We start from the raw sequence: 25,401 nt of genomic DNA, 5'->3' as shown, positions 1-25,401 counted from the left end.
TCGTTCGAGGAGAGGTGGTCCATGGCTGACGCGTCGTCCGCCCACGACCACCGGCCCTCACGGCCCTCCCTGGCGCAGGTGCGTGCCGTCGCTCAGCCCCCCGAGGTGCTGGCCAGGGGCAACGCCGAGCACTGGACCGGTGACCTCTACCTCCGTCGCCTGTCCCCGCACCTGACCCGGGTGCTCATCCCCACCCCGCTCTCGGCCAACGGCGTCACCACCTTGATGATGGTGGCCGGGTGGGCCGCGGCCGGGGCACTCCTCGTGCCCGGCCTCTGGGGCGCGCTGCTCGGCGCCCTGCTGGCCCAGCTGCAGATGCTCCTGGACTGCTCCGACGGCGAGATCGCCCGCTGGAAGGGGCTCTCCGGTCCGGTCGGGATCTTCCTCGACAAGGTCGGTCACTACACGGTCGAGGCGGCCATCGCGCTGGCGCTGGGGTGGCGGGCCGCGGGGCTCGTGGGCGGCCAGGAGCAGGACCCCGCCCAGTGGTTCGGGTATGCCTTCGCCGGCGCGTTCCTCGCGACCTTCCTCGTCATCAACAAGGCGCTCAACGAGATGGTGCACGCCTCGCGTGCCGCGGTCGGCCTGGGCCCGCTGCCCGACACGGCAGCCGCCAGGGCCGTCCCGGCGAGCACCGTGCTGGGCTCGCTGCGGCGCCTGGCCCGGCTCCTGCCCTTCCACCGGATGTTCCACTCCATCGAGATGACCCTGGTGACGCTGGCCGTCGCCCTCCTCGGTCTGCTGCTCGGCGAGGAGCTGGCGGCCGCCCGGCTCCAGGTCGTCGTCATGGCGGTCGTCATCGTGCCGGTGACCATCGGCCACGCCTTCGCCATCCTGGCCTCGGGTCGGCTCCGCCGAGGTGTCGCGGCATGAGCGACCCCCGGTTCGCGGTGGTCGTCCTCACCCAGGGACGCCGACCCGAGGAGCTGCGCCGTGGCCTCGACTCCCTCCTGTCGCAGCGGGGTGTGGAGCTCGACGTGGTCGTCGTCGGCAACGCGTGGAACCCGGTGGGGCTGCACGAGCAGGTCAAGACGCTGGCCCTCCCGACCAACGTCGGCATCCCGGCGGGTCGCAACGCCGGCGTCCCGCACGTGGAGGGAGAGTTCCTCTTCTTCCTGGACGACGACGCCTGGCTCATCGATGACGACGTGCTGCTCCGGACCGCGCACTACCTCCGGTCCCACCCCGACGTCGGCCTGGTCCAGCCGCTCATCGAGGATCCCGACGCCGCGGAGCTGCCCGGCCGGTGGATCCCCCGTCTGGGGGCGCGCCAACGGCATACCGAGGCCGACGTCTTCAGCGTCGTGGAGATGACCGTCGCCATGCGTCGCGAGGCCTTCGAGGCCACCGGCGGGTGGCCCGGCATCTTCTTCTACGCGCACGAGGGCATCGAGCTGGCCTGGCGCGTCTGGGCCGCCGGCTACCGCGTGCGCTACGTCCCCTCGTTGCGCACCGGCCACCCGGTCATCGACCCACGCCGGCACGCCGACTACTTCTACAAGAACGCCCGCAACCGGGTCTGGCTGGCCAGGCGCAACCTGCCGGCCCCGCTCGCCCTGGTCTACGTCACCAGCTGGACGGGCATCCAGCTCGTCCGCTGGACGACCCGGCGCGAGGGCCTGGAGTCGTGGTGGACGGGCTGGCTGGACGGCTGGCGCACCGACCCCTTCGAGCCCGGCGAGGACAGGTCACGCCTGCGGTGGCGTGACGTGGCGCGCATGGCCCGCCACGGCCGCTTCCTCATCATCTGACCGAGGCCGGCATGTCCTCGCGGAGGGTGCGGAAGAGGTGGAACCACCGGGCCGCGAAGGCCTGCTGACCGAAGCGCTCGTCGACCCCGGCACACCCTGCGCTGAGCGAGGCACCGAGCTCCGGGTCCTGCAGGATCTGGACGGTGCGCCGGGCCAGCCCCTCGATGTCCCCATCGGGCACGAGGAAGCCGTTGACGCCGTCGTCGATGATGTCGGCCGGGCCGTACCGGATGTCGTAGCTGACGATCGGGCAGGCCTGCCGCAACGCCTCGACGAAGACCATGGGCGCCCCCTCGAACCTGCTGGACTGCAGGCACAGGCTGGCGCGTCGGTACTCCCGGCCCGGGTCCTGGGTGAACCCCATGAGGGTCACCGACCCCTGCAGCCCGAGGTCGTCGATGAGCTGCTGGAGCTCGACCCGGCGCCACCCCTCGCCGTAGATCTCCAGGCGGGCGTCGGGGACCTGCTCCAGCACGGAGGCGAAGGCGCGGATGCCGTGGTCGGTGCGCTTCTGGTCGGCCAGCCGACCCATCATGATGACCAGCCGTGGGTCTCGCTCGACCTCGGCGTGCGAGACGGCGCCGGGCGCCGCGTGCGGCATGACCCAGAAGGTGTCGCGTCGCCCCAGCAGCGCCTCGGCGTCCGCGCGCTGGCTGTTGGTGAGGAAGACCATGGCGTCGACGGCGTCCAGGTGCCGGAAGAGGCGCCGGAAGCTGCCCCGCAGGTCGTCGAGCTCGCTGGAGGCGGTCTTGAGGTGGGAGTTGTGCGCCACGAAGCAGGTGCGCACGTGGTCGCGGCGGTAGCCCAGGACATCGGTTTCGACGCTGCGCGCCTCGACGGCCAGGATCGTGGGCCGCCCGGCCGTCAGGGCATCCAGGGCTCGGTGCAGCACCGGCTCCAGCGAGCCCTCCTGCACGGACTCGACCTCACCGGCCTCGTCGAAGAAGGTCACCGAGACCTCGCGGGCGCGCTCGCCCTCCTCGCGGGGTGGCGCGAAGGCCTGGGCATACATCGGCGCACCGTTGCGCCGGTGGTAGAGGTGCTCGCGCGCCGTCGGGACCCCCGGGTCCCACGTGATGGTGCGGCGCAACCGACCGTCGCGGTCGTACTCCTGCCGCCGCACCCGACGGCCGTCTGCGTCGTAGTGGTCCTCGAACTCCAGGGCGCGCTTGCGGAAGCGGCGCAACGTCCGGGGTATGCCGTCGACCCGGTGGATGTGGTCGCGCCCCCGCTTCACCCACCCCCGAGCGGTCAGCTCGGCGCGGCTCTCGCGGGTGACGGCTGCCGGGGCGACGGCCTCGGTCGCGTCCGGGTAGGCATCCATGAGCCAGCGGACCTCGACGCCGTCGCCGAGCTGACCGCGCCGGCGCATCCCCGCCACCGCCCGCGGAAGGGTCTGCGCGTGGTTGCGCACGAGCACGATCGAGCGGACGCCGCCCTGCTCGTGGAGCGTGCGGCACTTCGCGAGGATCGAGGCGGTGCGGCCGCCGAACTCCATGGGTATGCCCTCGACGAGCACGACGTGCAGGATCTCCGGCGGTGGCCGCAGCTCGGGGACGGGGTCCGTGCGGGCCTCCGGGCGTGAGAGCGCGCCCGGGACCTCCGCCGCGGGCGTGGGCGCACCGGGCCGGGTCGTGCGCCGGAGCCGGCTGATGAGCCGGCGCGGCGTGGATCTCAGTCTGCCTACCATCAGCAGGCATACTCGCATGAGCCCATCACGAGGAGGCAACCGAGAGTGCGTGTCATCACCTACGGCACCTACGACCTGTTCCACGACGGTCACCGTCGCCTCCTGGAGCGCGCCAAGGCGCTCGGCGACTACCTCATCGTCGGGGTGACGACGGAGAACTACGACGACGCCCGCGGCAAGCTCAACGTGCAGCAGAGCCTCATGACCCGGATCAAGAACGTCGAGGACAGCGGCCTCGCCGACAAGATCATCATCGAGGAGTACGAAGGGCAGAAGGTCCAGGACATCCAGAAGCACAAGGTCGACGTCTTCGCGATCGGCTCCGACTGGCTGGGGCGCTTCGACTACCTCAAGGACTACTGCGACGTCGTCTACCTCGAGCGGACCAAGGGGGTGTCCAGCACCCAGCTGCGCAACGAGGCCGGGGTCATCAAGCTCGGGGTCGTCGGCGCCGGGCGCATCGCGCACCGTTTCGTCCAGGAGGCGCGCTTCGTCAGCGGCGTCAGCGTGGAGGGCGTCCACAACCGGACCCACCGCACCGCCGAGGAGTTCGCGGCCGAGCACGAGCTCAACCGGGCCTTCGAGGACTACGACGACCTGCTGGGGGCGGTGGACGCCGTCTACGTCGCCACACCTCACGACACCCACGCCGACGTCACCCGGCGCGCCCTGGAGGCTGGTGTCCACGTGCTGTGCGAGAAGCCGATGACCCTCTCGCGGGCCGAGACCGAGGGGCTGCTCGCCCTCGCGGAGGAGCGGGGGGTCGTGCTCGTGGAGGCGATCAAGACCGCCTTCGCCCCCGGCTTCCAGCGCATGGTGGCCCTGGCCCGCAGCGGGGCCATCGGTCAGGTGCGCTCGGTGGATGCGACCTTCACCAAGCTCGTCGACGACGGGCGCGAGCTCGAGCCGCCGGCCGGTGGCAGCATCTCCGAGCTGGCGAGCTACCCGCTCGTGGCGGTGGTCAAGCTGCTCGGCACCGAGATCGCCGACGTGCGCACCACGTCGCTGCGCCCCGAGGGGTCGGACGTCGAGGTCTACTCCAAGATCGATGTGACCTTCCAGCACGGGGAGGCCACCGCCCGGACCGGCCTCGGCGTCAAGGCCGAGGGCGACCTCGTCGTGGCGGGGAGCGCCGGCTATCTCTACGTCCCGGCGCCGTGGTGGAAGACCGAGTACTTCGAGGCTCGCTTCGAGGACAGCCGCGACAACAAGAAGTACTACTACAAGTTCGACGGCGACGGCCTGCGGTATGAGCTCGCGGAGTTCGCCTGGCTGATCCGCAACGAGACGGCGGAGTCCTACAAGCTGCGCGCCGCGGAGTCGATCGCCATCGCCGAGATCATCGAGCGGGCCCGGACGGACGCCACGGTGATCCGCTGATGGCGGGCGCCGCGCAGACGCCGGCGCCGCGGCGATCCTCGGCCGTCGACCGGGTCCGGACCGGAGTGCACGAGAAGGCCGCGCACCTCAGCCGCCGGGCGCGACGTCTGCTGAGCCGGCAGCTGCGCAAGGCCCGGGCCTCCGACAGCGCCCTGCTGCAGCACGCCTACGTCGCCGGGCGGCAAGGGGTGCGCCGCGCCCTCAACCTCGTGACGGACCGACAGGTCGGCTGGGTCGCCACCCTGTGGTCGGCGCGCTGGCTCGAGGGCACGACGTATGAGATCACCGGCTGGGCCTACGAACGCGGCTACGGCCACCCCGCCCCGCCGCGGGTCGAGGTGCAGCTGCGTCGCCGGGGGACGGCGGTGGCCCTCCGGGCGGACGTCGAGCCGGTCACGGAGATGGAGGTCAACGGGCTCGTCCGCAGGGCCGAGTTCGACTACGCCAACACCGGCTTCGTGGCCCGGCTCGACCTGGCCCCGCTCCTGCGCCACGGCCCTGGCCCGGGTGACGACGAGAACGACGTCTGGGAGGTGCACGTCAGCGTCACCGGCGCGGACGGTCGGGCCCGCTCCGGCACCCTGAAGAACCGCCGGGGCGCAGGCTCGGCGGCCTTCCTCGACGCGCGCACCTTCGCCGACGGTCGCCAGCTGCGGCCGTACTGGGTCCAGGGCCGCGGCCTGTGCCTCCGTCGCGTCGTCCCGACGGCGACGGCGACGGCGGTCCGGGTCGAGGGCATGACGGTCGGCGCCCGGGTGGCCCTGCGCGGGGTGGACGCGACCCGCGTCGAGCTCGTGTCCCTCGATGCCCGCCGCCCCATGGACGTCCAGCCGGTCGCCGGTGACCCGGGCACCATCGAGGTGTCCGCCAAGGTGCCCCTCACCTGGACCTCCACCGCGTCGGAGAGCGAGCTGCTCGCGCCGGACGCCGACGAGGCGACGTCAGATCCGCAGGAGTCCACCGTCACCGGTGGCGCGGAGGAGATCTCCGGCGAGCAGTCCGCCCTCACCCGGCCGGCCCCGGTCGGTGACCCCCACGAGGGCCAGCGCGTCGCGGCGCAGGTCTACCGCGTCGTCGTCATCGACGACGAGGGCGGCGAGCACGTGGTCGCGACCACGCTGGACCAGACCCCCCCGGTGCAGGAGCCGCGCTCCGGGCTGCTCGCCTACGCAGGCGACTCCGGCGCCCTCCTCGTGAGCGAGTCCGGGGTGGCGCTCGTGGTCACCGACGCCACCGTGGAGCCCGGTCCGACCCCGGCGTTGCGCCTCACCGGCACCTGGGGCGGCACCGCGGGCACCCTGGCCCTGAGCCTGGTCGGCCGCCGTCAGACGCTCGAGGCCGAGCTGGACCTCGCTCCCGACGGCACGTGGTCGGCCACGGCTGACCTGCTCCAGGGGCAGTGGGGCGGCCCGGCGCGGCTGCCCCGGCTGGGCAGCTACGTCCTGCGCGGCGTCGACGACGCGGGAGCCACGGTGCGGGTCATGACCGCTCCCGGCCTGCTGGCGCGCACCCCCGAGAAGCTGCCGGTGCCCGAGGCGCGGCTGCGCCTGGAGGTCGGCCAGGGACGCTCGCTCCGCCTGCGGGTGGGGATCACCCGGGCGGCCGATGAGCTCGGTTCCTTCCACCAGCGCCGGATGGACGCGGCATACCTCTCCGGGCCGCACGAGCCGCAGCAGTCGGTCTACCTCGAGTCGTTCTACGGCCGTCTCGCGACGTGCAACCCGTTCGCGCTCGATGCGGTCATCGCCCGGCAGCACCCCGACTGGGTGCGCTACTGGGGCGTGACGGATCTGTCGGTGCCGGTGCCCGACGGCGCGGTCCCCGTCGTGGAGGGCACGCAGGCGTGGTTCGACGCCCGGGCCCGCTCCCGCTACGTCATCGCCAACGACTGGCTGCGCCGCAGGTTCGTGCCGCAGCCCTTCCAGACGGTGCTGCAGACCTGGCACGGCTCGATGTTCAAGCGCATCGGGCTGGACCGTCCGAGCGCCGGGGCCTCGACCAGGGCCGCGCTCATGCTCGAGCGCGACAAGTGGGACGTCCTGCTCAGCCAGAACCACCACAGCACCGAGATCTTCCGCAGCGCCTACGCCTGGGAGGGGACGTTCTTCGAGGAGGGCTACCCCCGCAACGACGCGCTGGTCGGCGGGTCCGGCGCGGCCCTCCGCGAACGCCTCGGCATCCGGCCGGACCAGCGGGCGATCCTCTACGCCCCCACCTGGCGGGACAACGCGGAGGGCATGGTGCTCTTCCTCGACCTCGAGCGGCTCACCGCCGAGCTGGGCGAGGACCACGTCATCCTGCTGCGCGGTCACTCCCGCACGGTCGGCCAGGGCAGCAGCGTCGAGCTGCCCGGGGTGATCGACGTGACGACCTACCCGAGCATCACCGAGCTGTTCCTCGCCTCGGACGCGATGATCACCGACTACTCCTCGGTGATGTTCGACTTCTCCGTCACCCGACGGCCGATGATCTTCTACGTCCCCGACCTCGACGAGTACCGCGACGACGTCCGGGGCGTCTACTTCGACCTCGAGCAGGAGGCCCCCGGGCCGGTGGTGAGCACCCAGGAGGAGGTGGTCACCGCGATCCGCGGCCTCGACGACACCTCGGGGTATGCCGACCGTTACGCGCGGTGGGTCGAGCGCTTCAACCACCTCGACGACGGCCACAGCGCCGAGCGCGTCGTGCGGCGCCTCTTCGACACCGGCTGAGACGCGAGCCGGTCAGAACATCGCGGCGACGACGCCGACGAGCGAGCGCGGCCCCCGGGCCTGCCTGCGGCGGACCCGTCGCGCGGCGGACGGCTCGTGCTCCGGGTCGGCGGTCAGCGGGGGACGCCACGCGAGCTCGTCGACAGCGGCGGCGATCGCCTCCTGGCCCGTGGACTCGGGCAGCACCGTCTCCGTCGGACCCTCCTGCGGGACCGGTGCGCCCTCGGCGACCAGCAGCAGGCAGGGGATGGCGCGCTCGGCGGACCACTGCCGGTCCTGCTCCTGCGCGGGCCAGCGGACAACGCGTACGGGAACCCACCCTGAAGCCATCTCGGACTCCTCACCTCGACTCGCGGACACCGCCAGTCTGCCCCGCGTGCCGGGGTGCTGAGGGCCGGATCGGCCCGGATCGGCAAGGGTTCACGGCGCGTTCACGCAGGCGTCCCCGATGCGTCGCACGAGCGTCGTCCCGGACGCACGGACGGGCCGCGACCGGTCCTGGTCGCGGCCCGTCCGTGGGCGGGTGAGGAAGGGGCTCAGCCGTCGCTCGGCGCGCCACCCATGTCGCCCATCTCCATGACCTGGTCGGCGGGCGGCGCCTCGATCTCCTGCGGCTCGCCCCAGTTGTCCATCATCATCTCGGCCGTCATGCCCTCTTGCTCGAAGGTGAGCTGGCGCATGAGGTTGTCCTCGTCCAGCCAGACGTCGTAGACGACCGACTCGTCCCCCACCGCCGCCGTCATCGCGGCCGCGTCGGCGCCACCGGCCTCGGCGATCGCCTGCGGGTCGACGGTGACCTGGTAACGGCCCATCTCGGTGCCGTCGACGTCCTCGTCACCGAGGAAGAGGACCTGCTCGGCCCCCTGCTCCCAGGCCTCCCACTGGGTGGAGACGTCGATGTCCTGCATCGCGCCCGCCTGGCCGAGGACGTCCTCGCCGGCCCGCATGTACATCCCCTCAGGGGTGACGCCGGGCATCGCGAGGTAGAGCTCGCCGTCGATGGTGATCATCTCGAGCTCACCCATCTCGGGCACGGTCATCATCATCTGCATGGCGGCCTCGTCGCCGGAGAGGTCCACGGCGCCGTCCGCCTCGATGGCCTGGCCGTCGGCCTCCATGTCCATCGTCAGGGTGTAGGTCGACAGGGTCTCCTCGCCCGGCTCCTGCAGCATGGCCAGGAAGTCCTCGATGGGGATCTCCTCGCCCTCGGCCGCCTCGCCGCCGGTGTCCTCGGAGTCGCTCGCGGCGGTGTCCTCGGCCGTGTCGTCCGCGGCCGTCTCCGTGGAGTCCTCGGTCGACTCCTCGGAGCTGTCCTCGGAGGTGTCCTGGCTCGCGGCCTCGGGAGAGCTCGCACCCTCACCGTCGGCGTCACCCCCGCACGCGCTGAGCCCGAGGCCCAGGATCCCTGCGGTGATGACAGCGCCGAAGCGCATCCTCGTGGTGCTCATCTGCGTCTGCCCTTCGCTGCGGCGGCCCGGCGGGCCTCGTGGTGGGACCACCATCGTGGCACAGCGGGGCTGCTCGGTTCTTCCCAGCCTCCGGTGCTGTGGTCGAATGGAGGTCTCACCTTTCCCTTCCCCAGAACGCAGGAACCCACCACGTGACCGGCAACGCCACCTTCCGGCACCGCGACACCGCCGTGCTGTCCGTCACCGCTGTCGACGCCCCGGTCGTCAAGACCTCGGCCGAGTTCGACGAGGTCATCGGAGACTCCTACACCCGCAACGGACTCCGCCCGGGCATGCTCGCCAAGCTCGCCGGCATCTCCGAGCGCCGTTGGTGGCGCAAGGACCAGACGTTCGTCGACGGGGCGGTCCAGGCGGCGCAGGACGCCCTCACCGAGGCCGGTGTCGATGCCGGGCGGGTGGGCCTGCTCATCAACACCTCGGTGAGCCGCGAGCACCTCGAGCCCTCGATCGCCGTGTCGATCCACCAGGCGCTCGGGCTGCCGACCGCGTGCCTCAACTTCGACCTCACCAACGCCTGCCTCGGCTTCGTCAACGGTATGCAGCTCGCCGCCACGATGATCGACGCCGGTCAGATCGACTACGCCCTCGTCGTCTGCGGCGAGGGGTCGCGCACCCCGCAGGAGCGCACCCTGGAGCGTCTTTCCGGCCCGGACTCCACCGCGCAGGACATCGTCAGCCAGTTCGCCACCCTCACCCTGGGTTCCGGCGCGGCGGCGATGCTGCTCGGTCGGGCCAGCGAGCACCCGGAAGGTCACCGCGTCGTCGGTGGCGTGACCCGTGCCGCGACCGAGCACCACGAGCTATGCGTCGGTGATTTCACCGAGATGCGGACCGACGCCCAGGGTCTGCTCGTCGCCGGGATGGGGCTGGCCTCCGCGCTGTGGAAGGACGCGGCCGCCGAGTTCGACTGGAGCGACATGGACCGCTACATCGTCCACCAGGTCTCGCAGGTGCATACCAGCAAGACGGCCGAGGCCCTAGGGATCGACGCCGAGCGGATCCCGCTCACCTTCCCGACCTACGGCAACGTCGGTCCGGCCGCGGTGGCGATCACCCTGGCGAAGGAGACCGACTCCCTCGAGCGCGGTGACCGCGTGCTCATGATGGGCATCGGCTCCGGGCTCAACATGACGTGTCTCGAGATCGACTGGTGAGCTGAGCAGACACCGCTGTGGCCACCACTGACCCCTCCCCCCGCCACCGCATCCACGACCCCGCGCGCGACGCCGGCCAGCACCCGGTCGGCCTGCCGGCCCGGGCGCTCCCGGGGCTGGACCCCCAGTGGTCGCGGGTCGTCCTCGCCGACGACGCCGACGGCCGGACCCGCCGGTGGCACGTGCTCGACAACGGCCCTCAGCTCGAGGCCGCCGGGGTGCCGGTGCACACCACCGTGCTCGCCGTGCACGGCAACCCCACGTGGTCCTACCTCTGGCGCCGGGTCCTGGACGAGGCGCCGACGGGGTGGCGGGTGGTCGCGGTCGACCAGCTCGGCATGGGCTGGTCGGAGCGACCGGGCCGACCGCGGACCCTCGCGCAGCGGGTCGACGACCTCGGCGGGCTCACCGACGCCCTCGGCCTGACCGGCCCCGTCGTCACGCTCGCCCACGACTGGGGCGGGCCGATCAGCCTCGGGTGGGCACTGGCCCACCGCGCTCAGCTGGCCGGGGTCGTCCTCACCAACACCGCCGTCCACCAACCGAGCGACGAGGCCTCGCCCGCGGTCATCCGGCTGGCGCGCGCCCCGATGCTGCTGGCCCAGGTCTGCCGCACCACGCCCGCCTTCGTCCGGGCCACCACCGCCCTGTCGCGGCCGTCGCTGCCCCGCGAGGTCCGCGACGCCTTTGCCGCCCCCTACTCCGGCGCCGCCCGACGCGACGGGGTCGCGGACTTCGTGCGCGACATACCCTTCGAGCCCGATCACCCGAGCCGGGCCACGCTCGACGCGATCGCAGCGGGCACGGCGACCCTCGACGTGCCGGCCCTGCTGGTGTGGGGACCGCGCGACCCGGTGTTCTCCCAGCGCTACCTCGAGGACCTGATGCGGCGCCTGCCGCACGCACAGGTGCAGCGGTATGCCCACGCCTCGCACCTCGTGCTCGAGGACGCCCCGGAGGGGGTCGGGGTGATCTGGGCCTGGCTGCAGCAGCACGTGCCGGTCGCGGCGAGGGCCGTCGCGAACCCGGCCACCGACGATGCCTCCGCGGCTGCCGACGCAGAGCCGCCGACGCTGCCCGTGCGCGTCGACGCCGGACGCCCGCAGGAGACGGCCGTCGTCGAGCTGGGCGGCGCGGGGCGCCGCATCACCTTCGGCGAGCTCGCGACGCGGGTCGACGACGTGGCCCGTGCCCTGGCGGCCCGCGGGATCTCACGCGGCGATCGTGTCGCCGTCCTCGTGCCGCCGGGCATCGACCTGACCACGATCGTGTATGCCCTCTGGCGGCTCGGGGCGGTCGTCGTCGTGGCGGACGCCGGGCTCGGCCTGGGTCGCCTGGGGGCGGCGCTGCGGGGAGCCGGTCCGCGCCACGTCATCGGGATCCGGACGGCCCTCGTGCTTGCGGCCGCGACCCGCGTGCCGGGGCAGCGGCTGCTCGTGACCCCCGACGGCAGCACGCTCGACGAGCTGGCCGCCGAGGGCGTGCCGGGCGGTGAGCAGGTCTCGCTGCCGGAAGAGAGCGAGCTCGACCCCGACGCCGACGGTGCGGTGCTCTTCACCTCCGGGGCGACCGGCCCGCCCAAGGGCGTGGTCTACACCCGGCGGCGGCTGGGCGCGCAGGTCGCGCTGCTGCGCGAGGCCTTCGGCTTCGGGCCGCAGGAGCGCTTCGTCGCCGCCTTCGCGCCGTTCGCGCTCTACGGGCCGGCCCTGGGGCTGCCCAGCGCCGTGCCCGACATGGACGTCACCGCGCCACATACCCTCACCGCTGCGGCCCTCGCGGACGCGGTCGAGGCGGTGGACGCGACGATGGTCTTCGCCGCGCCCGCCGCGCTGCGCAACGTCGTCGCCACCGGTGGTGGCCTCACCGACGGGCAGCGTGCCGTGCTGGCGCGGCCCCGGCTCGTGCTGTCGGCGGGCGCGCCGGTGCCGGTCGAGCTGTTGCGCCAGGTCAAGTTGCTGCTGTCCTCGGCGCAGACCCAGACGCCCTACGGCATGACCGAGGCGCTGCCGGTGGCCAGCCTGGACCCGACCACCCTCACGGCGGCCGAGGCGCAGGGCCAGGCGGGGGTGTGCGTCGGCCGACCGCTGCCGCGCGTGGAGGTGGCCATCGCGCCGCTGGACTCCTCCGGCGCGCCGGCCGAGGAGCTCCGCACCGAGGCCGGGGTGGTCGGCGAGATCGTCGTGCGCGGGCCACACGTCAAGGAGCGCTACGACCGGCAGTGGGCGGCGCAGCGGGCCAGCGAGCGACCGAGCGGGTGGCACCGGACGGGCGACGTCGGCCAGCTGGACGCTGCGGGCCGCCTGTGGGTGCACGGCCGTCTCGCGCACGTCCTGACCACGGCGGACGGCCCCGTCACGCCCTACCCGGTCGAGGACCGCGTGCGCGCCGTGCCCGGCCTGGCCGACGTCGCCGTCGTCGGGGTCGGGCCCCGCGGCGCGCAGCTCGTCGTGGTCGTCGTGGTGCCGACCGAGCGCGCAGGGATGCTCACCCGGGTGCGCGGGTCGGCCTCCGGGCCGCGGGTCCTGGCGCCGGCCGGCCTGGCCGAGCGGGTGCGGGAGCGGGCCGGGGTGCCGGTCGCGGCCGTCCTCGTGCGCGACTGGCTGCCGGTCGACGTGCGCCACGCGAGCAAGGTCGACCGCGGCGCGCTGGCGGACTGGGCCGACGGCATACTCCACGGTCGCAGCCTGCGTGAGCGCCTGCCCGGCGCGGCGGGGCGTCCGGTTCGCGCGCCCCGGACGAGAAGCCGTTGATGACCGGGCCGCAGCCACCTGGCCCCCGACCGGACGCAGGGACGACCGACGGGGGCACCCCACCCGAGATGGGCGCTCGAGAGGCCGGCGCTGGCGCCGGACGTCGGGTGCTCGTCACCGGTGCGAGCGGCATGCTCGGCGGCGCCGTCGCCGACCTGCTCGCCGAGCGCGGGTGGGACGTGACCGTCATGCAGCGGCGCACGGCCGGCCGGCGGCACCGGGAGTCGCTCGGGGATATCCGGGACGCCGAGGCGGTCGCTCGGGCGGTCCGTGGTCAGGACGCCGTCGTGCACCTCGCCGCCAAGGTCGACGTGGTCGGCCCCTGGCGCGACTTCGTCGACGTCAACGTGCGCGGCACCCGCCGGGTCATCGAAGCCCTGCGCTCGCAGGGCGGCGGCGCGATGGTGCAGGTCAGCTCGCCGTCCGTGGCCCACACGGGGCGGTCGCTGGCCGGGTCCGGCGCCGGGGCGGCCACCCCGATGCGCGCGCGGGGACACTACGCCCGCACCAAGGCGGCGGCCGAGCTCTTCGCGCTGGAGGCGGACAGCACCGACCTGGCCGTGACCGCGCTCCGCCCGCACCTCGTCTGGGGCCCGGGTGACACCCAGCTGGTGGGTCGGATCGTCGAGCGCGCGCACCAGGGCCGGCTCGCGCTGGTCGGCTCGGGCACGGCGCTCGTGGACACGACCTACGCCGACAACGCGGCCGCCGCGATCGTCGCCGGGCTCGAGCGGATCGAGGTCGCCCACGGCCAGGCGCTCGTCGTCACCAATGGCGAGCCGCGCCCCATCGGTGAGCTCATCGCCGACATCTGCCGGGCCGTGGGTGCGCCTCCCCCACGTCTGCACCTGCCGGCCGGCCTCGCCTGGGGCCTCGGCGCGGTCGTCGAGGGTGCGGTGGCGCTCTCCGAGCGGGTGCCGGGCCTGCCGGCCATCACCCAGCCGCCGATGACGCGCTTCCTCGCCGAACAGCTCTCGACGGCGCACTGGTTCGACCAGCGGCAGACCCGCGAGGTCCTCGACTGGCGGCCGACCGTGAGTATCGACGACGGCCTCACGAGGCTCTGAGCCGCGCGAGTGTCCGGCCCTGGCTCGGTGACGATGGGGGCGCGTGCACCGATCCTCCGCGCCCAACGGCCCTGGCCCGGCGAGCATGGCTGCGCGTGCACCGATCCTCCCCGCCCAGAGCTCAGGGACTCTGGCGAGCCATCGTCAGCTTCGCGAAGGGCACCGGTCTGATCTCCGCACGGGTGCGCGACTGCAGGGGGTATGTCGCGTCATGGGTTGATCTGGCGGCACAACCGGTGCACTCGCTGAGTGTCAGCGGCGTGCACTGAGCCGCGCAGCCTGACGCCGCTGAGGAGGATGGGGGCGCGTGCACTGATCCTCCCCGCCCAACGGCCCTGGCCCGGTGAGGATGGGGCCGTGTGCACCGATCCTCCCCGCGCAACGGCCCTGGCCCGGTGAGGATGGGGGCGCGTGCACCGATCCTCCCCGCGCAACGACCCTGACCCGGTGAGGATGGGGGCGCGTGCACCAATCCTCCCCACCCAACGACCCTGACCCGGTGAGGATGGGGGCGCGTGCACCGATCCTCCCCGCCCAACGGCCCTCGCCCCCGAGGGCGCCGCACCGCTCATCTAGACTCACGGCATACCGCTCGCGTCAAGGAGGACACCATGGCTGAGGCCGTCATCGTCGCTGCCGCCCGCACCCCGATCGGGCGCGCGTTCAAGGGGTCGCTGACCTCCGTCCGCCCCGACGACCTCGCGGCGGGGGTGATCCGGTCGGCGCTGGAGCAGGTCCCGGGCCTGGATCCGCACGACGTCGAGGACCTCTACCTCGGCTGCGCCGAGCCCTGGGGCGAACACGGCTTCAACATGGCCCGCATCGTCAGCGTGCTGCTCGGCCTCGACGACGTGCCGGGCGCGACGGTCAACCGCTTCTGCGCCAGCTCGGTGCAGACGACGCGTCAGGCGTTCCACGCCATCAAGGCCGGCGAGGGTGACATCTTCATCAGCGCCGGGGTCGAGTGCGTGTCGCGGTATGCCGACTTCTCCGGCGCCGGTGGCGGCAAGGAGAGCTGGCGCAACCCGCTGTTCGGCGACGCGGTCGCCCGCACCGAGGCGATGGCCGCGAGCAACGACACCTGGACCGACCCGCGCGCCGAGGGACTGCTCCCCGACGCCTACATCGCGATGGGCCAGACGGCCGAGAACGTCGCCACCTCCCTCGGCATCTCCCGCGAGCGCCAGGACGAGTGGGGCGTGAGCAGCCAGAACCGCGCCGAGGCCGCCATCGCGGCCGGCGTCTTCGAGCGGGAGATCGCGCCCGTCACCCTCGCCGACGGCACCGTCGTCAGCACCGACGACGGGCCGCGCGCGGGCGTCACCCTGGAGAAGGTCAGCCAGCTGCAGCCGGTCTTCCGCGAGAACGGCACCGTCACCGCCGGCAACTGCTGCCCGCTCAACGACGGCGCCGCGGCGCTAGTCGTCATGAGCGACACCCGCGCGAAGGAGCTCGGGCTCACCCCGCTGGCCCGGGTCGTCTCCACCGGCGTCTCGGCCCTCTCCCCCGAGATCATGGGCCTGGGTCCGGTCGAGGCGTCCCGTCAGGCGCTCGCCCGCGCCGGGATGTCGATCGGAGACCTCGACCTCTACGAGATCAACGAGGCCTTCGCCGTGCAGGTCCTGGGCTCGGCCGACGAGCTCGGGATGGACTACGACAAGCTCAACGTGCACGGTGGCGCGATCGCGCTGGGGCACCCGTTCGGCTCCACCGGCGCCCGCATCTCGACCACCCTCATCAACGCCCTCCAGACCCGTGACGGGCAGTTCGGCCTCGAGACGATGTGCGTCGGCGGCGGTCAGGGCATGGCGATGGTCATCGAGCGTCTCTCCTGACCGACCGCACGGTATGACGCCCCTCGCGGCTGCGAGGCTCGCGCGGGCTCCCTCACCGGCCGCCCCCAGCGCACCGACGGTCGGCCAGCGGGCGCGAGATACGGCATACCGGTGCTCCTGCGGGTAGCCTGACGCCGATCTGTTCCACGCACTTTCCGAGGTGACCTCATGGCTGCTGGTCTGGCTGCCCTGCTCGACGACATCGCGGCGATCGCCCGTGTCGCTGCCGCGTCCGTCGATGACATCAGCGCGGCCGCGGGCCGCGCGGGAGCCAAGGCTGCCGGGGTCATCGTCGACGACGCCGCGGTGACGCCCCGCTACGTCACCGGCGTGGACCCCAGCCGCGAGCTGCCGATGATCAAGACGATCGCCATCGGCTCGCTGCGCAACAAGCTGCTCTTCATCGTGCCGGTGGCGCTGCTGCTCAGCATCTTCCTGCCGTGGCTGCTCACCCCGATCCTCATGCTCGGCGGGTGCTACCTGTCCTACGAGGGCGCCCACAAGGTGCTGGAGTGGATGGGGGTGGGCCACGACTCCTCGCACGACGAGCCCGCAGTGGAGAAGGGTCCGGAGGCGGAGAAGAAGGTCACCTCCGGGGCGATCCGGACCGACTTCATCCTCTCCGCCGAGATCATGGTCATCTCGCTCAACGAGGTCGCCGACGAGCCGCTGCTCAACCGGGCGATCATCCTCGTGGTCGTGGCGATCGCCATCACCGCGCTCATCTACGGCGCCGTGGCCCTCATCGTCAAGATGGACGACATCGGTCTCAACCTCGCCAAGCGGGAGTCCGAGGGCGCGCAGAAGTTCGGTCGCGGCCTGGTCAAGGCGATGCCGATCGTCCTCAAGACGCTGTCCATCGTCGGCGTCGTCGCCATGCTCTGGGTCGGTGGCCACATCCTGCTGGTCGGCATCGACGAGCTGGGCTTCCACCCGATCTACGAGTTCGTGCACCACGCCGAGGAGGTCGTCGCGGGCTGGATCCCGGCGATCGCCGGCGCGCTGGCCTGGCTGACCAACACCTTCTTCTCGGCCATCCTCGGCCTCGTGGTCGGCCTGCTCATCGTCGGCATCGTCTCGGTGCTGCCGATCGGCAAGAAGGACGACGAGCACGCCACCGCCGAGGCGCACTGACGCCACTCCACGCCCTCTCCCGGCCAGCCGTTGTCGTCACCGCGGGAAGGGTCCTGCGCGGAGCGCCGAACGTCATCCAGGTGGTCCCACTGACGAGCACGGTCCGCACGAGCGCGGCGGGGGTCGGTGGGGCGGTCGTCCTGACCGAGATCCGCGAGACGCTGGCACTCCTCCTGGATCTTGAGATGCACCCCTAGGGGAGGCTGCGCCGCAGGTCGGTGAGGCGGGCGGCGAGGTCCGGCTCGGCCAGGGCCCCCTGCCGGCCGTCGTAGACCATGACCCGCAGCTGGTCCATGACGACCCCCGGGCCCAGGTCGGGCACCGCTGCGCGGTCCTGGCCGGTCGCATCGGCCACGGCGTCCGCGAGCGCCTGGACCACGGCCCGCACGCCCGGGTATGCCGTGAGCGCGCGGTCGAGCGGCAGCTGCTGCCAGCGGCGAAGCACCCGCTCGAGCTCCGCGTCGATGACAGCAGACGGCCCGCCAGCAGTCGAACTGCCAGCGGGCCGCATACCGGTCACGTCGTGGGGTGGGGTCAGTCGCTGCTCTGGAGGATGGAGAAGAGCCGGAGGAACTCAATGTAGAGCCACACCAGGCTGGCGACGAGGCCGTGACCCAGCAGCCAGGAATACTTCTCCGGTGCGCCGCCGCGGACCGCGCGGTCGATCGAGTCGAAGTCGATGGCCAGGCTGTAGGACGCCAGACCCACGCCCAGGAGCGAGACGAGGATGCCGAGCGGGCCGCTGTAGATGCCCCACTCCCCACCGAAGCCGAGGAGGGAGGCGCCGATGTTGACGAGCAGGAAGACCATGTAGCCCATCGCCGCCATGCCGAAGATGCGCCGCGACTTGCTCGTGACCTTGATGAAGCCGGCCTTCCAGCCGATGAACATGCCGACGAAGGTCGCCATGGTCGCCACGACGGCGGTCGTCACCACCCCGTCGTAGAGGTAGTTGAAGGTGACGCTGACCGCGCCGAGGAAGAGGCCCTGCAGCACGGCGTGGGCCATGATGAGGCCGACGTTGACCTTCTTGCTGAAGCCGATGGCGAAGCTGAGACCCAGCGAGCCGAACATGCCGAGCAGCCAGATGGGCATCGCCACCTCGGGCCGGGGCCCGACGTACATCCAGGTGGCGGCGGCGACGGCGAGCACGACCCCGAAGATCATGAGCGACTTGACGACCACGTCGTCGAGGGTGAGCCGCCCGGTCTGCGCGGGGCCGGCGGGAGCCTGGTCGTACATGTCCTCGAGCTGCCGGTCGGACATGCTCTCGCTCGGGCCAGGCTGGTAGCCCGCGGGGATCGTGGGCTGACCCTGGGGCGCGGGGTAGCCGCCGGGCTGCTGGCTGCCGAAGCCGGCGTAGCCACCCTGGGCGGACTCCCGATCGATGCGGTTGAAGACCGGATTGACGGCCATGGAACCTCCACGTGTGTCTTGGCACCGGGGTCGTGCGACACCGGTGTCTGGTGTTATCAGCATAAACGTGCGAGGCCCACGGGAGATTCCGGATCGTGCGCGACGGTCACGACCGGGACGGGCGGGGCGTGGAGGGCGACCCCTGGCTGCCGGAGCCGGCCTCGGCTATCCTGACCTGCGCCCCACGACGAGGAGAGGTATGTCGCACCGCACCGGCACCGCCGCGCTCACCGGAGCCCTGACCCTGGCCCTGAGCACCGGACTGGCTGCCGCCCCGGCACCAGCCGCGCCCTCCGCCCAGGTCGCCGGCGCGGCCCTGGCCGCCCACCCCATCAGCGACGCGGCCTACCCGCAGCAGGAGCCCCTCCCCGAACCCCCGGTGGACGAGGCGGACGCCGCCCTCAAGCCCGGCCTCACGGCATACCACGACATCTCGCGGCGTCTCAATGCCGCGATGGAGCGCTCGAACCGGGTCTCGGCGCAGGTGCTCACCGAGACGGTCGGCGGGCGGCAGGTCTACCTCGTGACGCTCACGGCCAAGGAGAACGCCAACCAGGCCCGGCGGCAGGCGGACTACCGCGCGCTCATCACCGAGGACCCGGCGGCCGCCGCGAGGGACACCCGCCTGGCCCAGCAGTACAAGACGCCGATCTTCCTCAACGCCAACATCCACGGCAACGAGTTCGAGGGCACCGATGCCGCGCTGCGCCTCGTCGAGGACTACGCGACGAGCAAGGACCCGCAGGTCACCCAGCTGCTCAAGCGCTCGCGCATCCACCTCATCATCTCGGCGAACCCCGACGGGCGGCACGACAACACGCGCCGCAACCAGGCCGGCTTCGACCTCAACCGCGACTTCGTCACCGCGACCCAGCCAGAGACCGTCGCGATCCGCGACGTGCTCATCCACACCCAGCCGCTGCTCATGCTCGACCTGCACGGCTACGTCAACGGCACGCTCGTCGAGCCCACGACGCCGCCGCACGGCGAGAACTACGAGTACGACCTCTTCATCAAGCACGCCTACCCCAACGGCCTGGGCATGGAGGAGGCGATCAACGGCCTCGGCTACGGCGAGGAGGACGGCGTCGACCCCGTGCAGGTGCCGCTGCGCGACTGGGACGAGGGCTGGGACGACTGGCCACCGATCTTCACGCCGCAGTATGCCGCGCTGCACGGCGCGGTCGCGCACACCATCGAGATCCCGTTGCGGGTCAACAACGCCAGCTACGACCTGCCGGCGCAGGAGCTGCGCCGCCGGTCCGCGATCAACACCGACATCGCCCACGCCGCGATCACCGGGACGCTGGAGTATGCCGCGGAGCACCGCGCCGAGCTCCTCGCCGACCACATCGAGATCTTCCGGCGGGGCGAGGCGGGCGAGCCGCAGACCCCGGTCGAGGAGGGGCTCTTCGACGGCGTCATCGGGCCGGAGGACGTCTACACCACCTCCTACCCCCGGGCCTACGTCATCCCGGTCGGTGACGGGCAGCGCTCGGGCCCCGCTGCGGCCCGGCTCGTCGACTTCCTCGTGGCCAACGACGTCGAGGTGACCCGGCTGGACCGCGAGCGCCTCATCGCCGGTCGCTCCTACCCTGCCGGCAGCTACGTCGTCGACCTGCAGCAGGCCAAGCGGGGCATGGCCAACACCATCCTCGGTCGCGGCACCGACATCTCCGACCGCGTCGACGCGATGTACGACATCTCCGGCTGGAGCCACGCGCTGCTCTGGGGCGCCGATGTCGACACCGTCCCCGACGGCGACCCGCTGCGCATCGACGGCGACCTCATCGAGGGCGCCGACCCCACCGGAGCGCTGGCCGACAGCACGACGGGCTGGCTGCTGCCGATGGAGGACCCGGCCGACGTGCAGGCCGCCAGCCTGCTCCTGGAGCAGGGGGTGCCGGTCGAGCTGCTCGCCGACGGCTCGCTCCTGCTGCCCGCGGACTACCCCTGGGCGGCGACCAATGTCGTGGAGTCCGTCGGGGTCGAGCTGGCCGCCGCTCCGGCCGACGCCGCCGGTGAGCCCCTCGAGGCCTTCGACCGGGTGGTCGGCGTCTCGGCCAGCCCCGAGGAGCGCTGGGCGCTCACCGAGATGGGCCTCAGCGTCCGCGAGGTGAGCACCGATGCGCTCAACGAGGGCCTTGACCTCTCCGACCTCGACGCGCTCTACGTCTCCACCGGGCTCGACTGGGCCGACCTGTCCGACGACGCCCGGGCCGAGGTGCAGGACTTCCTCGCCGACGGTGGAGGCCTCGTCGGTCGCGGCATCGCCGGTGCGCGTCTCAACGACGCCGTCGACCTCGTCGAGGCGACCCCCGTCCGGGGCCGTGGTGACGCCAACGGCGTGGTGCGCGTCGACAACGACGAGGCCAGCCCGGTCTCTGCGGCTGCGACGCCGCACTCCTTCGTCTACTCCCCGCTGTGGTTCACCGACCTCGGCGAGGGCGTCCGGGTCGACCAGCGCCTGGGCGACGAGCCGTTGGTCAGCGGTCACTGGCGGGCCACCGAGAGCGGCGAGGGCGGACCCGAGGCGGCCGCCGGCCAGGCCATCGTCGTCAGCGCCGAGTCCGAGGGGTCGCGCGGTGTCCTCCTCGGCACCGAGCCGCTCTTCCGGGCCCACCCCAAGGGGCAGTTCGCCCTCGTGGCCCGGGCTCTGCTCTGGGCCGGGTCCGACGCCGCCGCCGAGTAGGACCGAGGGCGGCCCGGCCCGCCGGGCCGCCCTCGGCTCTGTCGCTGGGCACCCGCCCTGCGTCAGCCCCCGTAGCCCAATCGGCAGAGGCAGCCCACTTAAAATGGGCACAGTGCGGGTTCGAGTCCCGCCGGGGGCACCAGGCAGGATGAGGGGTATGCCGCCGCGCACCGACCCGCACCCGCTCACCGGCGAGCCCTTCCCCTCCCCCGTGCCGGCCGGGTCCGGGTGGCCGCAGGACCCCGCACGGTCGGGCACCCGAGTGGCGCGGTCCGAGGCCGGGGTCCGACGGCTCGCGGGCGGCGCCCGCGACCTCGCCACCCTCGACGCCCGCGTCAGCGTGTGCTCGGCCTGCCCACGGCTGGTGGCCTGGCGCGAGGAGGTGGCCCACACCCGGCGCGCGGCCTATGCCGACCAGCCCTACTGGGGCCGTCCCGCGCCCGGCTTCGGGGACCCGGCGGCGCAGATCCTCGTCGTGGGCCTCGCCCCGGCCGCCCACGGCGCCAACCGGACCGGCCGGATCTTCACCGGAGACCGCTCCGGAGACTGGCTCTACGCCGCGCTCCATCGCGCCGGCTACGCCTCCCAGGCCTCCTCCACCCACGCCGGGGACGGCCTCTCGCTGCGCTCCGTGCGCATCACCGCAGCCGTCCACTGCGCGCCGCCCGGCAACGCGCCGACGGCGAGCGAGCGGCATACCTGCGGCGCGTGGTTGCGGCGCGAGCTGGACGTGCTGGACCCGACGCTGCGCTCGGTGCTGGCGCTCGGCGGCATCGGCTGGGACGCCTTCCTCACCGGTGCCCGCGACGCCGGCTGGCGGGTGCCGCGTCCGCGGCCTCGCTTCGGCCACGGCGCCGAGGCCCACCGGCATACCCCCTCGGGGCGCCCGGTCCGGCTGCTGGGCAGCTACCACGTCAGCCAGCAGAACACCTTCACCGGCCGGCTCACCGAGGCGATGCTCGATGAGGTCATCGCTCGTCTGTGAGCCGGCCGGTCCGCGACCGAGGGTCAGTCGGCGGGCAGGTAGACGCGGTTCGGGATCTGCTCGTAGTCCTCGGCGTCCACGGAGTCGATGCTGTCGTCGGCGACGGCGACCAGCAGACCCTTGAGCCCGATCTCGACCTGCTTGGTGAGGTAGCCGTTGCGCTTCTGACCGTCGTACTGCGTCTGGCTCGAGGTCTCGAAGAGCACCGTGGCGCTGCCACGCAGCGCGAACGACCCGAGCGCGGTGCCCGGCAGGTTGGTGTCCTGCGGGTAGAGCGTCAGGTGACCGAAGCCGGAGTTGCCCTGGCCCTGCAGCGCGTCGTAGACCGCGACGTTGGCGCGGCGGGACGCGTCGTAGTCGAACTTCGGCCAGTCACCGAACTCGCTGGGGTCGTCGATGAAGCGCCCCGAGATCGACAGGCTCGACATGTTGTCGGTGCCCTCCTGCTTGTAGCAGGACCACTGGTTGTGGAGGTCGACGAAGTAGTCGACCGTGCCGAACTCCTGCTCCAGACCGCGGTAGACGTCGCGCGAGGTCTGCGCCTCCGGCGTGATGTACCACCCCGTGTCGGCGCTGTTGCCCGGGAAGTCCTCCGGCTGCGGCACGTAGTCCAGGTCGGGGTTGAAGTCGCGGTTGACGTCGAAGCCCGGCACCGACTCACGGTAGTTCCAGGACGGCTCGGCCCCGGCGAGCTGCGGGAAGGCCTCGACGACCTCGGCCCAGGACTGGGCGTTCTGGCGGGTGTCGTTCTCGCCGCCGTCGACGTTGAGGCGGGGGATGCCGACGAGCGTGATGTTCTCGCGCAGCTCCTGAGCCTCCGGGGTGTTGCCGCCCATCTGGCCGAGCAGGTTGAGCAGCGCCTCGGTGCCGTGGTTCTCGTTGCCGTGGATCTGCGTCTGCACGTAGACGACCGTGTCGCCCTCCCCCACGCGCGCGACGTAGATGTCGCGGCCCTGGTTGCTCTGCCCCGCCACCTCGACGTCCACCCGCCCCTGGCTGGTCCGCTCGAGCTGCTGCACCGCCCGGGTGAGCTGCGCGTGGTTGACGAAGGCGTCGTTGTTGTTGCCGGGCTCGGTGCCGCAGTGCGAGGTCTCCGGGACGGCCTGCGCGCTGAGCGGCAGTCCGCCGGCGAGGACGACGGCGAGCATCGCGGCGCCGGTGAGTGCAGGGGTGGACTTCCTCATAGGTGTCTCCTTCGACAGTGGGGGGGTACCCCCACGACACCCGCTACCGCCCGGTGGGACAAGCGCTTACCGCAGACTTGACCGAACCCTTACCCGGTTGGCCCCCGGCATACCCGGCACACAGGTGAGGGGCCCTCGACAGTATGAGTGTCAAGGGCCCCTCAGCGGCTGACCGGTGCCACCGGAGTGACGCCGACCGGAGCCGGTGTGAAGCCTGCCTGCCGACGAGCGGTGGCCTGGCCCCACGGCGACCGGGCGATGTGACGTCCCGATCGACCCGCGGAACGGCGGTGGTCCCGTCGACCCCGTCACCGGGTCGGACGTGGTGGCCGGAGCCACCAGATCCCGCGACCGAAGCCTCGGGTGGACCACGTCGTTGCCGTGGATCCCGCCTCCCTCTCGGGTGGCGTAGGACCATGTCTACGCCCCGCGACGGGGGCGCGCAAGGGATCTGCGCACATCCGTCGGCGTGTCCGTGGTGCTCGGCGTGTCCTCCCCAGGCGCAGCGTCGCGGTGCACAGGTTGTCCCCCGGTCGTCCACCGTGCCGTCCACAGATCCTGTGGACGAGCAGACCTCAGGCCTGGGAGAGCGCGATGCCGTCGAGGATGTCCGACTCCGAGGCTCGCACGGTGCGCAGGCCCGCGTCGTGCGCCACCCGCTGGATGACCGTCCGCCACACGAGCGCGCCGGCGCCGATGACGTCGGCGCGCCCCTCGTGCATGAAGGGCAGGTCACGGCGGCGGCTCCGGGGGCGCAGGAGCAGGTCGGTGCAGGCGTCGACCACCTGCTCCACGGGCAGCTCGGCGCCGTGGATGCGATGGCGCTCGTAGGCGGGCAGCCCGAGCGCGTGCGCCGTCACCGTGGTGACCGACCCGGCGAGGCCGACGAGGGTGCCGACCTCGGAGAGGTCGACGGTGCTCGCGGCGTCGTCGACGGCCCGGACGATGTCGGACAGCGCCGCCCACACCTGGTCCTCGGTGGGCGGGTCGTCGTGCAGGTGGCGCTCGGTCATCCGCACGCACCCGATGTCGACCGACCGGGAGGCCACCACCGTCGTGTTGGTGGCGTCACCGAGCACGAACTCGGTCGACCCGCCGCCGATGTCCACGACGAGGTAGGGGCCCGGGGCACCGGCGTCCCGCAGCGGGCCGGTGGCCCCGGCGAAGGAGAGTGCCGCCTCCTCCTCGCCGCTCACGACCTCGGGGGTGACGTCGAAGGACCCGAAGGCCTCCTGCACACCGGCGACGAAGTCAGCCGCGTTGGAGGCGTCCCGCGACGCCGACGTGGCGACGAAGCGCACCCGGTCGCATCCCGCCTCCCGGCACTGCGCGGCATACCCCTCGGCGGCCGCGAGGGTGCGGGACATGGCGGCCTCGCTGATCGCGCCGGTCGAGTCGATGCCCTCGCCGAGGCGCACGATCTGCATCTCGCGGGTGACCTCGCGCAGCAGCGGTGCCCCGCCCGGGCCGTCACCCGGCACGAGGTCGGCGATGAGCAGCCGGATGGAGTTGGTGCCGCAGTCGATGGCGCCGACCCGCGTCATGCCGCGGACCCGCCCGCCCGGTCCTCCGGGTCCTCGGTCTGCTCGCCCTCGGCGGCCGGGGGCTCGGGCAGCGGGTGGTGCTTGGGGCAGGAGTCGCAGCGCTCGTCGTCGACCGCGGACAGGCCCGAGCAGCAGCCGCCCTCCCACCAGTCGGGCAGCGCGGCGATGGCTTCGTCGCCCAGCGGGTTGACGCCCGGACCGGCCGCCAGGCTGTGCGCGACGAGCACGTGCAGGCACTTGACCCGGTTGGGCATACCTCCTGCGCTGATGCCGGCGATCTCCGGCACGTGGGCCAGCTCCTCGCGGCGGCGCAGGTAGTCGTCGTGGGCCTGGGCATAGGCCCAGCGCAGACCCTCGTCCTCCGCCAGCCGCTTCGACATCGCCTTCATCAGCCCCTCGCTCTCCAGCGTCGAGATCGCGCCGGTGAGCTTGGGGCAGGTGGCGTAGAAGCTCGTGGGGAAGGGGGTGCCGTCCGGCAGTCTCGGCTCGGTGCGGATCACCGTGGGGCAGCCGCAGGGGCAGCGGTGCACGATCGAGACGACCCCGCGCGGCTCACGGCCGAGCTGACGGGTGATGACCTCGAGATCCTCCTCGGTGGGAGTCTCGTCGAGCGTGGTGCGGTCGAGTTCGCTCATGTCC

At 72.6% G+C, this 25,401-nt stretch carries 19 protein-coding genes and 1 tRNA gene; 12 read left to right on the top strand and 8 right to left on the bottom strand.

What is annotated here, in order from left to right; genetic code table 11:
* Window positions 1-21: 21 nt before the first annotated feature.
* On the top strand, window positions 22-873 hold the full coding sequence (locus tag FA582_RS03250; RefSeq protein WP_010149219.1) for a CDP-alcohol phosphatidyltransferase family protein: 852 nt from the start codon (window positions 22-24) through the stop codon (window positions 871-873).
* Window positions 870-1,751 carry a glycosyltransferase family 2 protein gene (locus FA582_RS03245; protein ID WP_010149220.1) on the top strand — a complete coding sequence of 294 codons (882 nt, stop codon included), beginning with the start codon at window positions 870-872 and terminating at the stop codon, window positions 1,749-1,751. Before FA582_RS03250 ends, FA582_RS03245 begins: the two co-directional genes overlap by 4 nt.
* On the opposite strand, the gene FA582_RS03240 is transcribed toward FA582_RS03245, so the two are convergent.
* The gene (locus FA582_RS03240; protein ID WP_158640852.1) at window positions 1,744-3,441 is read right to left on the bottom strand and encodes a glycosyltransferase; all 1,698 of its coding nucleotides are present in this window, start codon (window positions 3,439-3,441) and stop codon (window positions 1,744-1,746) included. The genes FA582_RS03245 and FA582_RS03240 overlap by 8 nt on opposite strands.
* Before the next feature lie 45 nt (window positions 3,442-3,486).
* On the opposite strand from FA582_RS03240, the gene FA582_RS03235 reads away from it, so the two are divergent.
* Complete coding sequence (locus FA582_RS03235) at window positions 3,487-4,821, top strand: Gfo/Idh/MocA family oxidoreductase (protein ID WP_010149222.1); 1,335 nt, start codon at window positions 3,487-3,489, stop codon at window positions 4,819-4,821.
* The gene (locus FA582_RS03230; protein ID WP_010149223.1) at window positions 4,821-7,532 is read left to right on the top strand and encodes a CDP-glycerol glycerophosphotransferase family protein; all 2,712 of its coding nucleotides are present in this window, start codon (window positions 4,821-4,823) and stop codon (window positions 7,530-7,532) included. Before FA582_RS03235 ends, FA582_RS03230 begins: the two co-directional genes overlap by 1 nt.
* Window positions 7,533-7,544: 12 nt before the next feature.
* Here the strand turns inward: FA582_RS03230 and FA582_RS03225 are convergent, their stop codons facing one another.
* Window positions 7,545-7,862, bottom strand: a complete 318-nt coding sequence (locus tag FA582_RS03225; protein WP_010149224.1) for a hypothetical protein — start codon at window positions 7,860-7,862, stop codon at window positions 7,545-7,547.
* Between the two features lie 206 nt (window positions 7,863-8,068).
* Window positions 8,069-8,980, bottom strand: coding sequence for an SCO4651 family lipoprotein (locus FA582_RS03220; RefSeq protein WP_010149225.1), 912 nt, complete (start codon window positions 8,978-8,980; stop codon window positions 8,069-8,071).
* Between the two features lie 152 nt (window positions 8,981-9,132).
* On the opposite strand from FA582_RS03220, the gene FA582_RS03215 reads away from it, so the two are divergent.
* From FA582_RS03215 to FA582_RS03195, 5 genes are all read left to right on the top strand, one after another.
* Window positions 9,133-10,155, top strand: coding sequence for a 3-oxoacyl-ACP synthase III (locus FA582_RS03215; RefSeq protein ID WP_010149226.1), 1,023 nt, complete (start codon window positions 9,133-9,135; stop codon window positions 10,153-10,155).
* 17 nt (window positions 10,156-10,172) lie between these two features.
* The gene (locus tag FA582_RS03210; protein ID WP_010149227.1) at window positions 10,173-12,905 is read left to right on the top strand and encodes an alpha/beta fold hydrolase; all 2,733 of its coding nucleotides are present in this window, start codon (window positions 10,173-10,175) and stop codon (window positions 12,903-12,905) included.
* Window positions 12,906-12,973: 68 nt separating this feature from the next.
* The gene (locus FA582_RS03205) at window positions 12,974-13,972 is read left to right on the top strand and encodes an NAD-dependent epimerase/dehydratase family protein (protein ID WP_033229491.1); all 999 of its coding nucleotides are present in this window, start codon (window positions 12,974-12,976) and stop codon (window positions 13,970-13,972) included.
* Window positions 13,973-14,583: 611 nt separating this feature from the next.
* Window positions 14,584-15,807, top strand: coding sequence for an acetyl-CoA C-acetyltransferase (locus FA582_RS03200; protein ID WP_010149229.1), 1,224 nt, complete (start codon window positions 14,584-14,586; stop codon window positions 15,805-15,807).
* A gap of 168 nt (window positions 15,808-15,975) precedes the next feature.
* On the top strand, window positions 15,976-16,941 hold the full coding sequence (locus FA582_RS03195; RefSeq protein WP_010149230.1) for a DUF808 domain-containing protein: 966 nt from the start codon (window positions 15,976-15,978) through the stop codon (window positions 16,939-16,941).
* A 193-nt stretch (window positions 16,942-17,134) separates the two neighbouring features.
* Here FA582_RS03195 and FA582_RS03185 read toward each other — a convergent pair whose 3' ends face one another.
* Window positions 17,135-17,452, bottom strand: coding sequence for a hypothetical protein (locus FA582_RS03185; RefSeq protein WP_033229464.1), 318 nt, complete (start codon window positions 17,450-17,452; stop codon window positions 17,135-17,137).
* 23 nt (window positions 17,453-17,475) lie between these two features.
* Window positions 17,476-18,357 (bottom strand): Bax inhibitor-1/YccA family protein, encoded by an 882-nt coding sequence (locus tag FA582_RS03180; protein WP_010149232.1) that lies wholly within the window; start codon window positions 18,355-18,357, stop codon window positions 17,476-17,478.
* A 199-nt stretch (window positions 18,358-18,556) separates the two neighbouring features.
* On the opposite strand from FA582_RS03180, the gene FA582_RS03175 reads away from it, so the two are divergent.
* From FA582_RS03175 to FA582_RS03165, 3 genes are all read left to right on the top strand, one after another.
* A complete protein-coding gene (locus FA582_RS03175) occupies window positions 18,557-21,049 on the top strand; it encodes a M14 family zinc carboxypeptidase (RefSeq protein ID WP_147899731.1) in 2,493 nt (830 codons plus the stop codon).
* A 65-nt stretch (window positions 21,050-21,114) separates the two neighbouring features.
* Window positions 21,115-21,191, top strand: a tRNA-Leu gene (locus FA582_RS03170).
* Between the two features lie 15 nt (window positions 21,192-21,206).
* Window positions 21,207-22,034, top strand: a complete 828-nt coding sequence (locus FA582_RS03165; protein WP_147899730.1) for a uracil-DNA glycosylase — start codon at window positions 21,207-21,209, stop codon at window positions 22,032-22,034.
* Between the two features lie 23 nt (window positions 22,035-22,057).
* On the opposite strand, the gene FA582_RS03160 is transcribed toward FA582_RS03165, so the two are convergent.
* The 3 genes from FA582_RS03160 to FA582_RS03150 form a co-directional block, all read right to left on the bottom strand.
* Window positions 22,058-23,218: a M14 family zinc carboxypeptidase gene (locus FA582_RS03160; protein ID WP_010148056.1), complete on the bottom strand. Its 1,161-nt coding sequence runs from the start codon at window positions 23,216-23,218 to the stop codon at window positions 22,058-22,060.
* Window positions 23,219-23,793: 575 nt separating this feature from the next.
* Window positions 23,794-24,762, bottom strand: coding sequence for a Ppx/GppA phosphatase family protein (locus tag FA582_RS03155; RefSeq protein ID WP_010148057.1), 969 nt, complete (start codon window positions 24,760-24,762; stop codon window positions 23,794-23,796).
* Complete coding sequence (locus FA582_RS03150; protein ID WP_010148058.1) at window positions 24,759-25,397, bottom strand: DUF501 domain-containing protein; 639 nt, start codon at window positions 25,395-25,397, stop codon at window positions 24,759-24,761. Before FA582_RS03150 ends, FA582_RS03155 begins: the two co-directional genes overlap by 4 nt.
* Window positions 25,398-25,401 lie beyond the last annotated feature (4 nt).

It is taken from the genome of Serinicoccus profundi (assembly GCF_008001015.1).
GTDB lineage: Bacteria > Actinomycetota > Actinomycetes > Actinomycetales > Dermatophilaceae > Ornithinicoccus > Ornithinicoccus profundi.
This window is presented reverse-complemented; position numbering and strand designations above follow the sequence as displayed.

Excerpts from the sequence above, each read along its gene's own strand:
- FA582_RS03245 (WP_010149220.1), top strand. The coding sequence starts at position 870 with ATGAGCGACCCCCGGTTCGCGGTGGTCGTCCTCACCCAGGGACGCCGA.
- FA582_RS03155 (WP_010148057.1), bottom strand. The coding sequence starts at position 24,762 with ATGACGCGGGTCGGCGCCATCGACTGCGGCACCAACTCCATCCGGCTG.
- FA582_RS03240 (WP_158640852.1), bottom strand. The coding sequence starts at position 3,441 with ATGGTAGGCAGACTGAGATCCACGCCGCGCCGGCTCATCAGCCGGCTC.
- FA582_RS03150 (WP_010148058.1), bottom strand. The coding sequence starts at position 25,397 with ATGAGCGAACTCGACCGCACCACGCTCGACGAGACTCCCACCGAGGAG.
- FA582_RS03160 (WP_010148056.1), bottom strand. The coding sequence starts at position 23,218 with ATGAGGAAGTCCACCCCTGCACTCACCGGCGCCGCGATGCTCGCCGTC.
- FA582_RS03205 (WP_033229491.1), top strand. The coding sequence starts at position 12,974 with ATGGGCGCTCGAGAGGCCGGCGCTGGCGCCGGACGTCGGGTGCTCGTC.
- FA582_RS03185 (WP_033229464.1), bottom strand. The coding sequence starts at position 17,452 with ATGCGGCCCGCTGGCAGTTCGACTGCTGGCGGGCCGTCTGCTGTCATC.
- FA582_RS03250 (WP_010149219.1), top strand. The coding sequence starts at position 22 with ATGGCTGACGCGTCGTCCGCCCACGACCACCGGCCCTCACGGCCCTCC.
- FA582_RS03220 (WP_010149225.1), bottom strand. The coding sequence starts at position 8,980 with ATGAGCACCACGAGGATGCGCTTCGGCGCTGTCATCACCGCAGGGATC.
- FA582_RS03200 (WP_010149229.1), top strand. The coding sequence starts at position 14,584 with ATGGCTGAGGCCGTCATCGTCGCTGCCGCCCGCACCCCGATCGGGCGC.
- FA582_RS03175 (WP_147899731.1), top strand. The coding sequence starts at position 18,557 with ATGTCGCACCGCACCGGCACCGCCGCGCTCACCGGAGCCCTGACCCTG.
- FA582_RS03195 (WP_010149230.1), top strand. The coding sequence starts at position 15,976 with ATGGCTGCTGGTCTGGCTGCCCTGCTCGACGACATCGCGGCGATCGCC.
- FA582_RS03225 (WP_010149224.1), bottom strand. The coding sequence starts at position 7,862 with ATGGCTTCAGGGTGGGTTCCCGTACGCGTTGTCCGCTGGCCCGCGCAG.
- FA582_RS03230 (WP_010149223.1), top strand. The coding sequence starts at position 4,821 with ATGGCGGGCGCCGCGCAGACGCCGGCGCCGCGGCGATCCTCGGCCGTC.
- FA582_RS03165 (WP_147899730.1), top strand. The coding sequence starts at position 21,207 with ATGCCGCCGCGCACCGACCCGCACCCGCTCACCGGCGAGCCCTTCCCC.
- FA582_RS03180 (WP_010149232.1), bottom strand. The coding sequence starts at position 18,357 with ATGGCCGTCAATCCGGTCTTCAACCGCATCGATCGGGAGTCCGCCCAG.